Source organism: Rothia sp. HMSC064F07, assembly GCF_001837265.1.
Lineage (GTDB): Bacteria > Actinomycetota > Actinomycetes > Actinomycetales > Micrococcaceae > Rothia > Rothia mucilaginosa.
This window is the reverse complement of sequence record NZ_KV831926.1, coordinates 1,152,648-1,164,031: the sequence shown is the minus strand read 5'-3', so window position 1 is coordinate 1,164,031 and position 11,384 is coordinate 1,152,648. Positions and strand designations below refer to the sequence as shown.

The following is an 11,384-nucleotide window of genomic DNA, read 5'->3' as shown; positions in this document are numbered from 1 at the left end:
GGCGGGTGCGGGTTGAGTACCGCACCCGCCGCATCCTCAGCTTGGTGTAGGGATCCTACTTGAACTGGTCCTTCAAGCGGGAGAAGAGACCGCCGCGGTGCTTGACCTGCGAACCTTCGGTGAGGGACTCACCGCGCAGGGCTGCGAACTGGCGCAGCAGCTCACGCTGTTCTTCGGTCATGTCGGTGGGGGTGACCACCTGGATACGCACCAGCAGGTCGCCGCGACGCTCGGTGCCGAGCACGGTTGCGCCCAGGCCGTTGAGGGTGATTACGTCACCGCTCTGAGTGCCTGCGGGGATTGCAACTTCCTGGTCGCCGTCGAAGGTCTTCAGCGGGATGGTGGTGCCCAGTGCCGCCGCAACCATGGGGATGTTCACGGTGGTAACCAGATTGTCGCCCTCGCGGCTGAAGTACTTGTCGCGCTTGACGTTCAGGTCAATGTACAGGTCGCCGTTGGGGCCACCGTACAGGCCTGCCTCGCCCTTGCCGCGCAGGCGGATACGCGCCTGGTCGTGCACGCCGGCGGGAACGTTGAAGGTCAGCGGCACGTCTTCACGTACGCGGCCCTGACCGTGGCATTCAGGGCAGGGGGTCTTGATGACGGTGCCGTAGCCGTGGCAGTCGGGGCATTCGACCTGCTGCATGACGGTACCGAGGATGGACTGCACACGGCGCTGCATGAAACCGTGACCGGAGCAGGTGGTGCAGGTTTCGGGTTGGGTGCCCTCTGCGGTACCTTCACCGTTACAGGACTTGCAGGTCACGGCGGAGCGACGCTCAATGGTCTTCTCAACACCGAACACGGCGTCCTGCAGGCTGATGGAGACGGTAATCAGGTCGTCTTGGCCCTGACGCATGCGGGATGCGGGGCCGCGGGCACCCGCCGCGCCGCCGGTGAACATGTTCAGCAGGTCCTCAAAACCGCCGAAGCCGCTGAATCCGCCGCCCGGGTAGCCGCCGCCTCCGGGGTAGCCTGCGCGGCCCTGTTCGTCGCCGGTGGTGTCATAGTTGCGGCGCTTTTCGGGGTCGGAGAGCACCTCGTAGGCGAGGGTGACGCGCTTGAACTCTTCGGCTGCGTCCTCGGAGGGGTTCACGTCCGGGTGCAGCTGGCGTGCCTTCTTTCGGTACGCCTTCTTGATCTCTTCGGGGCTGGCGTCGTTCGATACGCCGAGAGTATCGTAGTGGCTCATGCGTTTCCTTCCTCTCGAGACGATGGCGGTGCTCGATGAGTGCACCGCCAATAATGGTCGTATCAATTCTAGGGGATACTACCCCCGACCCGATACAATGGCTAGGCTGAAAGGGGGTCGCTCCCGCTATCCGCTTAATCTGCGGTGCGCTCCGAACCCCGTTTTAGTTCCCCCGCCGGTTCTGTCTCACGGTTCCGTCTGATTGTTCTGTCTCACGGTTCCGGCGCGGTCACCGCCCCTACTGGCTCTGCTGCCCCTACCGCCCCAAAGGAGAATACGTTGAGTACCCACCACTCCCCCTACGGCTGGGGTGCCCAGGATCTAAACGCCGCCCGCATGAGCCGCCAGGCGCCGGCCCCACGTAAGGTGCCGCTGCGCCGCGGCCTGCTGATTGAGGATATTAACGGCTGGGTGGGTGAGGTCGTGAAGGCTGAACGCATCGGCGGTGCCCTGTTCTTCGGACTCGAAGACGCGAAGGGTCGCGTAAAGAATTTCCCGCTGGGTCCGGGCTACCTGATTGAGGGTGAGCCCGTTGAGATTGTCGCCCCGGTGGCGGCGAAGGAGCCGAAGCGCACGATTTCTCGTTCCGGTTCTATCGCGGTGAAGAACGCCCCGGCTCGGGTGGCGCGCGCCTCCCGCATCTGGGTTGAGGGTCTGCACGACGCCGAGCTCGTGGAGAAGGTCTGGGGCCACGATCTGCGCGTTGAGGGCATTGTTGTGGAGCCGCTGCACGGCGTGGATGATCTTGCCGGCGCTATTCGTGAGTTCGCGCCGGGCCCGGGCCGCCGCCTGGGTATTCTGGTCGACCACCTGATTGAGGGCACGAAAGAGCAGCGCATTGTTGCCGAGGCGCTTGCCGTGCCGGGTGCCGCCGGGCACGTGAAGATCGTGGGTCACCCGTTCATCGATATTTGGCAGGCGGTCAAGCCCTCGGTGCTGGGTCTGAAGGCGTGGCCGCAGGTTCCGCGCGGTGAGGACTTCAAGAAGGGCACGCTGCGTCGTCTGGGTCAGCCGCACGAAACGCAAGCGGATGTGGCGCAGGCGTGGAAGCATATTCTCTCCCGCGTTGACTCATACGCTGACCTGGATCCGACGCTGCTCGGTCCGGTCGAATCGCTCATCGATTTTCTCACCGAGCCGGGTGCCTAACCACACGGAAACCCGCTATTGCGCCCCCGTCTGCGGGCGCAGGTGTGAATTTGCTCAGAACCTTTCCCTCGAGGGCATTATCCTGTGGGTTTCGTCCCCTAAAGCGGTACAATAGTTGAGTATGTGGCATTGACCCTGTGGGTTTATGTTGCACCATCACTACACTCTTAGGTCACCACCGCTCAAACGATTTGCCTCTTCGGAGGGTATTTCCACCGGCTTAGGTGATCACCACAAGAAACTTCTATCGAACCAGGATTTTCGTGACTAACGATGTTCGCCCGGCAACCGGGCCTCAGAAAACCCGTAAGATTAGCGTGATTCAGGACCGCAACCGTGCGACTTTCGCGCATTTCGGCGGCATTCTCGGCATCATCCCTTCCGCTGCGGTTTTCTACGTCAGCCGCAATAACGCGCCCTTCGCTGAGCAGGAGGCTCGCGAGGCGATGAACTTCACCCTCCTGCCCTCCATTGCTCTGGTGGCTCTGTGGGTTGTGTCGTTCCTGCCCGGCATGGGCAACATTGCCATGGTTCTGGGTGCGCTCGTGTGGCTGTTCATGGCTATTGCATCGCTGCGCGCTGGTATTGAGGTGAACCGCGGTGAGCCGTACAGCTACCGTATGAACCCGCGTCTGCTGGACCGCTTCTACTCCACCGAGAACGCAGAATCCGCAGAATCCTAAGAACTGCCGGTCCTAAACCGCGCTGATAGCTTTTACGATGAACGCCCCGCACGTTGTGTGTGGGGCGTTCTACGTTTAAGTGGGGCTTCTTTGCCTAGTGCGCGTGAATTACTGCAAATTCTACCGAATGGTGCTGTAGATAATCGTTGTTAAACGATCGTGGGCCCCTGTTACCAGGAGCCCACAACCGTATTCACTCAACTTCAGCAAAGACGAGAACACGCTGTTAGACATATACCGTCCTGCCATGACCTATTATGGCACAGCGTAACCTTCAACCACAACTTGAAATTGGGTGTTTTGGAAAATTTTTTCTCAGGAAAGTATTCGAAAAATACGCACCCTAAAAGCGGCATGAAGGAGTGGAAAATTCTTTCGGCTAGTCCAGCACAAATGCAAACAATTAGCACGCCAATGTAAGGTTTGGCGCTCCCCTAAAGTACCCCCAAACAGCCCCGAAAAATTTTTTAAAAGTTTTTTAAGACCCGCAAAAACACCCCGAAATCACCGAAATATTACGGCAATACCGGGGTGCACGCCATTCGCAGGCAGCGTCAGAGAAAAGCATCAAGTGGAGCTGCGACAGACCAGAACCGGAACGCCGCCCCGATTGAAAAGCCCCTTGTCAGACCAATGCTTCTTAGTGTTCCTCGTGCTCGTCAGAGACCTCCGGGAGCAGCTCACGGGTCACAGCGTCGCCCAGAAGTCGCCCCTTGAGGGTCAGTCGCACGTGGGCTTCAGGGTCAGGTTCAGCTTGAGAATTCAAAGCATCAGGCTCAATCAGAGCTTGAGAAACTAGCCAGCGCAACGAGGCGCCCAGCTGCGCCTCATCGTGCACCGCGAGCAGCTCGCGCATCGCCAAACCCTCACGCACACGGATCATGAGCATAATCGTCTCAAAAGCACGGGTGGCGGTGTCCAGCACCTCACGTGCCGCCGCCGGGGACTCCCCCGCACGCACCTTCTGCGCGTAGGGCACCGGGTGCTTCACGTTCCACCAGCGGGTACCGTTCACGTGCGAGTGCGCGCCGGGGCCAATGCCCCACCAGTCCTGGTTGCGCCAGTAGGCGAGGTTGTGGTCGCTGCGAGTGTCCGCGCTGCGCGAGTAGTTGGAGACCTCGTACCAGTTGTAGCCGGCTTCGGTGAGTAGCTCCTCGGCGAGCAGGTACATATCCGCCATGAGGTCTTCATCGGGCATGGTGTATTCGCCACGGCGGATCTGCGCGGCAAGCTTGGTGCCGTCCTCCACGATCAGAGAGTACGCGGAAATATGGTCCGGCTCGTAGGAAATTGCGGCGCGAACACTTTGCTCCCACTGCTGCTGGCTCTCCCCCGGCGAACCGTAAATCAGGTCCACGGACACCTGCAGGCCGACCTCCTTGGCCCAGGCGACGACCTTCGGCACGTTGGAGGGTATGTGGGTGCGGTCGAGTACCTGTAGCACCTCGGGGACGACGGATTGCATGCCGAAGGAGACGCGGGTGAAGCCACCGTCCTTGAGGGTTTGCAGGTCTTCGCGGGTGACGGAGTCGGGGTTCGCTTCGGTGGTGACTTCTGCACCCTCGACGAGGCCGAATACGTCGATGGCTGCCTGCAGGATGCGTACGAGGTCGCGGGCGGGCAGTTTGGTGGGGGTGCCACCTCCGAAGAAGACGGTGTGCATGGGGCGTTTTGCGACGCCGGAGGCTTCGAGGGTGCGGGCGGCGAAGAGGATTTCTGCGATGGCGTCGTCGGCGTAGGTGCCGAGGCCGATGCCGTCGCCGAAGTCTTCGGTGGCGTAGGTGTTGAAGTCGCAGTAGCCGCAGCGTACGGAGCAGAAGGGGATGTGTACGTAGAGGCTGAAGTCGCGGGTTTCGCATCCTGCCGCGCTGGTGGCGGGGATGCGCCCGTCGCGGGGTGCGGGGGCGCCGGTGGGCTGGGCGGGCATTCTGCCTCCTGGAACTAGGTGTAGAGGTCGGGGGGATCAAATATGGGCACCGCGCATGCGGCTACGCGGGTAGTATCAGCAGGCGGGTAGTATCAACAGACAGCGTGCAGAGAACCCGGCGGTACACGAGGCACCAGCCGGGTTCTCCACAATCAACAGGTCAGCACACAGCCGGAAAAGCTACAGCAGCGAAAGGCTACTTCTTCTTTTCCTTCTCCTCGCTCGAAGACAGTGCCGCAATGAAGGCTTCCTGAGGAACCTCCACACGACCAACCATCTTCATGCGCTTCTTGCCTTCCTTCTGCTTCTCCAGCAGCTTACGCTTACGCGAAATATCGCCACCGTAACACTTCGAAAGAACGTCCTTACGCATCGCGCGAATATTCTCGCGGGCAATAATACGCGAACCGATAGCCGCCTGAATCGGCACCTCAAACTGCTGACGAGGAATCAGCTCACGCAGCTTAGAAGTCATCATCAGGCCGTACGAGTACGCCTTATCGCGGTGAGTAATGGCGCTGAACGCATCCACCTTCTCACCCTGCAGCAGGATGTCGACCTTCACCAGGTCAGCCTCTTCCTCACCGTCGAACTTCCAGTCCAGCGACGCGTAACCGCGGGTACGGGACTTCAACTGATCGAAGAAGTCGAACACGATCTCTGCCAGGGGCAGGCGGTAACGCATCTCCACACGATCCTCGGAGAGGTAATCCATGCCGCCAATCTGGCCGCGGCGAGCCTGGCACAGCTCCATAATCGCGCCAATGTACTCGCTCGGGGCAATAATCGTACACGCCACCATGGGCTCGCGAATTGTCGCGACCTTACCCTCGGGGAACTCGCTCGGGTTGGTCACGCGCTTAGCGTTACCAGCCTCATCCACCACGTCGTAAATAACGTTCGGAGCGGTCGAAATCAGGTCCAGGTTGAACTCGCGTTCCAGGCGCTCACGCACAATCTCCAGGTGCAGCAGACCCAGGAAGCCACAGCGGAAACCGAAGCCCAGAGCAGCAGAAGTCTCCGGCTCGTAAATCAGCGCGGCATCGTTGAGCTTCAGCTTATCCAGCGCGTCACGCAGCGCCGGGTAGTCCGAACCGTCAATCGGGAACAGGCCAGAGAACACCATCGGCTTGGGGTCCTCGTAACCGCCCAGGGACTCCTGCGCAGGCTTCGCGGCGGAGGTGACGGTATCACCCACACGGGACTGACGGACGTCCTTCACACCGGTGATGAGGTAACCCACCTCGCCCACGCCCAGGCCCTTCGACGGGACGGGCTCAGGGGAAATCACGCCGATTTCAAGCAGGTCATGCTCAGCGCCGGTGGACATCATCTTAATCTTCTGACGCGGCTGCAGGCTACCGTCCACAACACGCACATAGGTGACCACGCCGCGGTAGGAGTCGTACACCGAGTCAAAAATCATGGCACGCGCCGGGGCGGATGCGTCACCCTGCGGGGCGGGAATCGCCTCCACAATACGGTCCAGCAGAGCCTCAACACCCTCACCGGTCTTACCCGATACGCGCAGAACCTCGTCCGGCTCGCAACCAATCAGGTTCGCCAGCTCCTCAGCGTACTTATCGGGCTGAGCCGCCGGAAGGTCAATCTTGTTCAGCACCGGGATGATGGTCAGGTCGTTCTCCATCGCCAGGTACAGGTTCGCCAGGGTCTGAGCCTCAATACCCTGGGCGGCGTCCACGAGCAGAAGCGCACCCTCACACGCAGCCAGGGAGCGGGACACCTCATAGGTGAAGTCCACATGGCCGGGGGTGTCAATCATGTTCAGCGCGTAGGAGGTGCCGTCAACATCCCAGGGCATGCGCACAGCCTGGGACTTAATGGTGATACCGCGTTCACGCTCAATGTCCATGCGGTCTAGGTACTGCGCCTTCATATCGCGCGGGGCAACCACGCCGGTGGCCTGCAGCATACGGTCTGCGAGGGTGGACTTACCGTGGTCAATGTGGGCGATAATGCAGAAGTTGCGAATAATCGCGGGGTCGGTCGCCGCTGGAACGGGCGGGTTCTTCGACATGGGTGCCAATCACATCATCCTTTCGAGATGCTGGCTGCGGGTATGGGCATAGTTACCTATCATTTTCCCATACCCGCGCCATATGTGCGAACGGACCTAACGTTCCGAAGAATCCTCCGCGGAATCCGCACCATCATCGGCAGGATTTACGCCCTCGGAGGCGCCGCTGAGGGAATCCAGGTAGCCCTCAATATCCTCGGCAATCACTTCGCCGGAGACAGTGCGCAGAGTCGAATCCATCTTCTGCTCAATCTCACGCACCAGCTCGACCTTCTCGTAGTCCTTCGCCATTTCTTCGGCGAGCTCCGCCTCCCACTCATCAGCGTGGGCACGCAGGCGGTCGTACTCCTCAGACTCGACCTTAATGCCGAGGATGACCTCCAGCGCCTCGATCAGGCTCACGACTGCGCGCGGGTTCTGCTGGTCAAAGCTCAGATACCCCGGGATGCTCATACGCAGCATGACCGAGGAGGACAGGCCGTGCTCGGCGGCGAGCGCAGACATTGCCATCGTCACCGAGGTAGAACCGGTGAAGTACTCGTGCAGAATACCGGGGATAGCCGCCAGCTTCTCGTCGTAAGTGGTCAGCGTGTACGGGTACGGGCGGGTGTGCGCCACCTGATCTTCAAAGGTCTCAACGAAGATTGCGTGGTCCACGTGGAGCTTCTTCACGTACTTGAAGAAGCGGGTCATGAACCGCCGCAGGCACAGGCTGGGTGCGGGGCCGGTCACCACGAGCAGGCGCAGGCGGCGCTCCGGGATGGTGACCATGTTGTAGAACATCTTGGGCCACACCAGAACCGTGGAATCGGAGTCGTCGCTGTTCTGCAGCTGCGGGGCGACGGAAGCATAGTCGTAGAAGTCGTCCATGTCGAAGCCGGGGCTCTCATCGCACGGGTCGAACGCGCGGTGAATCACGTCGAGGGCGTCCTCACCGTTGCCCGGGGGTTCCTTCACGGAGTTGAAACCGACCAGCATGACGGTCGTGTAGTTGTCCTCCTCGGAGGATTCGCCCAGGCCCAGCTTGCCGAGCAGGCCCTTCTTCGCGGGCTGTTCGGTGGAGGCGGGCTTGGCGAAAGCGTCAAAGAGTCGGGCGGGTGGGAAGTTCGGCTGGCTCATCGTTGGTCCTTAGCTCGTGGTCGGTTCACCGGGTACATGGGGGTGTATGGAAAGTTACCGGTGAACTGTCGGTGGTTGTGTAGTGGGTGGTGTTGTAGAAAATATGTTCTATATTCGGTTATGCCGCCCAAGACCCCGGGCGGAAAGGGAAACTATGTTAGAAAGGCAAAAGCGCCAAATCGTATGGAGTGCCAGCATAAACATCCGGCAACTCACCATTAGCTACCTTCTCACGATACAAAAGGGTTACTTCGCTATCGTCGAAGGGGAATTCCTTAGCTTCATACCTACGCTTAATCTCTGCTAAACCCCACTCATATTCGGCACCGGGGCGCGCAGCCGGAGCATTAAAAGAACGCCCCATCAACTCAGCACGCATCCACCCCTCCGGAGTATTTACGTCAAACGTGGGCTTCGTAAAATCGAACGGAGCACGCCAATACTCAGGGTCTTCACGATAATCGTAAGCTTCTTCTGCGATCTCGCTACTCATGGGGAACCTCCTGATAATATGCAAAAATGTGTACCCACACCGGCGCTATGTGCAACGCCGCTTAGGGCGCTACATGTAGGCGCGGGCGGTGTGCGGTACCGCCGATAGTTCCCACTATACGGGCTTCCACGCGACCCGCAAGCGGTTTCGTCACCGGGCGGGCGCCTCCCCGAATCTGGGCAGGGAATCTGGGCGTCATAAAACCACAGCGTGCGGGTATAGCAAAAGGCACCCCGCCACTTAGCAGGATGCCTTTCACAAAAGTTATGAGGAGTTAACCGGTGGTGCCTCCGGTGTCTTCTAGACCGAAGCATAAAGCCGCGGCCGCCCAAGCGTTATTGCCACACCAATAGGTGAGGCTCAGGGTTTCAGAGGGGTCGTTTAACTCCTTGAGCCCAAGTATACACGATAAAGAAACCCCCTGCGTTCCCCTTAGAGGAGGGGGAACACAGGGGGTCTCTGCCCTTAAACCAGAGAGGTACTCACGTACCCCGCAAGTTTTAGAAAGCCTTATTTACCAGCGCAGCAAGACCGGACTTCTTGTTTGCAGCGGTCTTCTTGTGCAGAACACCCTTGGAAACAGCCTTGTCCAGCTTACGGTTCACAAAACGCAGAGCCTCAACAGCAGCTTCCTGGTTCTGTGCCTCAACAGCAGCCTTGACCTTGCGGGTCGCGGTCTTCAGCTCGGACTTTACAATGTTGTTGCGCAGGCGAGCCTTCTCGTTGGTGAGGATACGCTTCTTCTGAGACTTAATGTTAGCCACAATTAAACTTTCTGTTTTGTCTTATTGGTCGGTGAGGGCGACGCTGGCCGATCATCGACTGAGCGGCGTGGGGATGCCTTGGCAACCGGCCAGCAGTGCCCGATGACCATCGGACACTCAACCACACATAATACCAGATGAACAGCCTCCACGACAGACCCTCGCGGAGAGAAAAATACTGTGAAAACCGCTACACGCAGCCTCCACATCCGGCGCAGATAATCGGCACCAGTCGCCGGTGAAACTACCGGCACAGGGCGTTAGCCGTTATGGCGAGTCCACGCACACTCAATCAGGCGGAACGTATCCTCCGGCATAATCGCACCCTCACGGCGCATCGAATCCGGGCGAACACGAATCACACGGTTCAGCTTCACCTCAGAAGCGCGGCCCTGCGGATCCCACGGACCCGAACCAATATCAAGGTAGTTCGGATCAGCGTGCTCACGGTTATTGTGATCCTTGCTGGTCATCATCAGCGCCAGCAGGTACTCACCGTCACGACCCACCAGAAGCACCGGGCGGTCCTTACCCTGCGAGTGGTCCTCCTCGAAAGGAACCCACGTCCACACGATTTCACCCGGGTCAGCGTCGCCGTCCAGGGAGGGCGAGTACTCAAAGTTAATCATGTCGCGGTAGTCGCCCGGGTAATCTGAACCGTCGGATGCGCCGGTCGAAGCCGGTGCGGAAGGCTTAGGCGCCGAGGAATTTGCCGTGGACTTTGCCGAGGAAGGCTTCGGGGCGCTCGGCTTAGGCGCCGAAGAGCCGGAGGTACGAGCCTCACCCTGACGAGATTCGCCCTTGTGGGACTCGCTCTTCTGGGAGGACTCGGAGCCGCCCTTAGACGCAGTAGCGTCGTTAAGGGCATCCTCTGCCGCCTTCTGCAGGAAGGGCAACAGGGCAAAGAAAATTTTCTTCAGAATTTCGAGCATGGGCTCTATTATGCACTACAGGCGCGGAGGTAGAGCAATCGCCAAAACAGCCTGCTCCACCGCATACACCGCGTCCTGCGACTCGCCCTTCAGCTGGGCGTCCGCATCAGCCAGAAGCTGCACAATATGCGCCAACTGGGCGCCGGTAAAACGGCGGCCGTCACGCTGAGCCTGCTCAACCTGCCACGGTGACATACCCACCTCACGCGCCAGTTCGTTAGCGCTCATACGCACGTGGTGCACGCGCGCAATATTGCGGATACGCATGGCGAGCGCACCCAGCATCGGAATCGGCTCCGTGCCGGTGGCAAGGGAGTGGCGGAGCAGAGGCAGAGCCTCCGGGGCGTTACCGGAGATCGCGGCGTCACTGACGCGGAACGCGGTGACTTCGGTGCGGCCGCCGTAGTAGCGGTTCACCGCCTCTTCGGTGATTTCGCCGGGTACGTCTGAAAGCAGCTGCTGGCATGCGGCGGCAAGCTCAGCAGTGTCGGAGGCGGCGGCAGTCAGCAACGCCAGGGCGCCGCCGGTAATCGAGCGCTGAGCTGCGGCGAACTCCCCCGCCAAGAACTCGCTCTTTTCCCGGTCGGTCTTGAGCGCCTTGCAGTTAATGAGCACGAACTGGGAGCGCACCAGGTCGATGAGCTTCTTGCCGCGGTTACCGCCCGAGTGGTTCAGAATGAGCATGATGTCCGGCTCGGGGGCGTTCAGGTAGGCGAGCGTATCGGTCAAAAACTCGTCGCTCATGGAGGCGAGGTTCTCAACCTCAATGATTTTCGCCGAACCGAACAGGGAGGGCGAAGCGTGCAGGATCAGCTCCCCCGCCGTGTAGGTGGCGGCGTTAATCTGAACGCGGTCCACCTCCGGGTGGATGCTGCGGAACAGCTCACGCAGGCGTGCCGCAGCGCGGGAGGCGAAGTACTCCTCCGGGCCGTAGAGCATGACGGCGGGTGCCGGGGTGACAGTACGCCACGCGGTGTCGAGGGCGGGGCCGCCTCGGCGGGCGTAGCCTCGGGAACCACCACGCTGGGTTGAACGCTTACGCTCGGACACGCTTATCACTCGCCTTTATCTGCAGGGTACGGGCTGA

At 60.1% G+C, this 11,384-nt stretch carries 10 protein-coding genes; 2 read left to right on the top strand and 8 right to left on the bottom strand.

The window, feature by feature from the left end:
• Positions 1 to 55 precede the first annotated feature (55 nt).
• Entirely contained in the window at positions 56 to 1,192 is a 1,137-nt protein-coding gene (gene dnaJ, locus HMPREF2712_RS07085) for a molecular chaperone DnaJ (protein ID WP_049337409.1), read from the bottom strand.
• Positions 1,193 to 1,471: 279 nt separating this feature from the next.
• Here dnaJ and HMPREF2712_RS07080 point away from each other — a divergent pair, with 279 nt between their 5' ends.
• Both HMPREF2712_RS07080 and HMPREF2712_RS07075 read left to right on the top strand, forming a co-directional pair.
• Complete coding sequence (locus HMPREF2712_RS07080) at positions 1,472 to 2,341, top strand: DUF3097 domain-containing protein (protein WP_070629734.1); 870 nt, start codon at positions 1,472 to 1,474, stop codon at positions 2,339 to 2,341.
• A gap of 263 nt (positions 2,342 to 2,604) precedes the next feature.
• A complete protein-coding gene (locus HMPREF2712_RS07075) occupies positions 2,605 to 3,024 on the top strand; it encodes a DUF4870 domain-containing protein (protein WP_005508694.1) in 420 nt (139 codons plus the stop codon).
• 640 nt (positions 3,025 to 3,664) lie between these two features.
• Here HMPREF2712_RS07075 and hemW read toward each other — a convergent pair.
• The 7 genes from hemW to holA form a co-directional block, all read right to left on the bottom strand.
• Positions 3,665 to 4,951, bottom strand: a complete 1,287-nt coding sequence (hemW, locus tag HMPREF2712_RS07070) for a radical SAM family heme chaperone HemW (protein WP_070629736.1) — start codon at positions 4,949 to 4,951, stop codon at positions 3,665 to 3,667.
• Between the two features lie 196 nt (positions 4,952 to 5,147).
• Positions 5,148 to 6,989, bottom strand: coding sequence for a translation elongation factor 4 (gene lepA, locus HMPREF2712_RS07065; RefSeq protein ID WP_371260001.1), 1,842 nt, complete (start codon positions 6,987 to 6,989; stop codon positions 5,148 to 5,150).
• A 96-nt stretch (positions 6,990 to 7,085) separates the two neighbouring features.
• Complete coding sequence (locus HMPREF2712_RS07060; protein WP_070616369.1) at positions 7,086 to 8,108, bottom strand: PAC2 family protein; 1,023 nt, start codon at positions 8,106 to 8,108, stop codon at positions 7,086 to 7,088.
• 157 nt (positions 8,109 to 8,265) lie between these two features.
• On the bottom strand, positions 8,266 to 8,601 hold the full coding sequence (locus tag HMPREF2712_RS07055) for a hypothetical protein (protein WP_049341900.1): 336 nt from the start codon (positions 8,599 to 8,601) through the stop codon (positions 8,266 to 8,268).
• A 500-nt stretch (positions 8,602 to 9,101) separates the two neighbouring features.
• Positions 9,102 to 9,365 carry a 30S ribosomal protein S20 gene (gene rpsT, locus HMPREF2712_RS07050; protein ID WP_005505969.1) on the bottom strand — a complete coding sequence of 88 codons (264 nt, stop codon included), beginning with the start codon at positions 9,363 to 9,365 and terminating at the stop codon, positions 9,102 to 9,104.
• Between the two features lie 260 nt (positions 9,366 to 9,625).
• Positions 9,626 to 10,297: a type II toxin-antitoxin system PemK/MazF family toxin gene (locus tag HMPREF2712_RS07045; RefSeq protein ID WP_070819603.1), complete on the bottom strand. Its 672-nt coding sequence runs from the start codon at positions 10,295 to 10,297 to the stop codon at positions 9,626 to 9,628.
• Between the two features lie 15 nt (positions 10,298 to 10,312).
• On the bottom strand, positions 10,313 to 11,347 hold the full coding sequence (holA, locus tag HMPREF2712_RS07040; RefSeq protein ID WP_070819602.1) for a DNA polymerase III subunit delta: 1,035 nt from the start codon (positions 11,345 to 11,347) through the stop codon (positions 10,313 to 10,315).
• Positions 11,348 to 11,384: the final 37 nt, after the last annotated feature.

Coding starts and splice junctions, on each gene's coding strand:
- dnaJ (WP_049337409.1), bottom strand. CDS start 1,192: ATGAGCCACTACGATACTCTCGGCGTATCGAACGACGCCAGCCCCGAA.
- hemW (WP_070629736.1), bottom strand. CDS start 4,951: ATGCCCGCCCAGCCCACCGGCGCCCCCGCACCCCGCGACGGGCGCATC.
- lepA (WP_371260001.1), bottom strand. CDS start 6,989: ATGTCGAAGAACCCGCCCGTTCCAGCGGCGACCGACCCCGCGATTATT.
- HMPREF2712_RS07060 (WP_070616369.1), bottom strand. CDS start 8,108: ATGAGCCAGCCGAACTTCCCACCCGCCCGACTCTTTGACGCTTTCGCC.
- HMPREF2712_RS07055 (WP_049341900.1), bottom strand. CDS start 8,601: ATGAGTAGCGAGATCGCAGAAGAAGCTTACGATTATCGTGAAGACCCT.
- HMPREF2712_RS07045 (WP_070819603.1), bottom strand. CDS start 10,297: ATGCTCGAAATTCTGAAGAAAATTTTCTTTGCCCTGTTGCCCTTCCTG.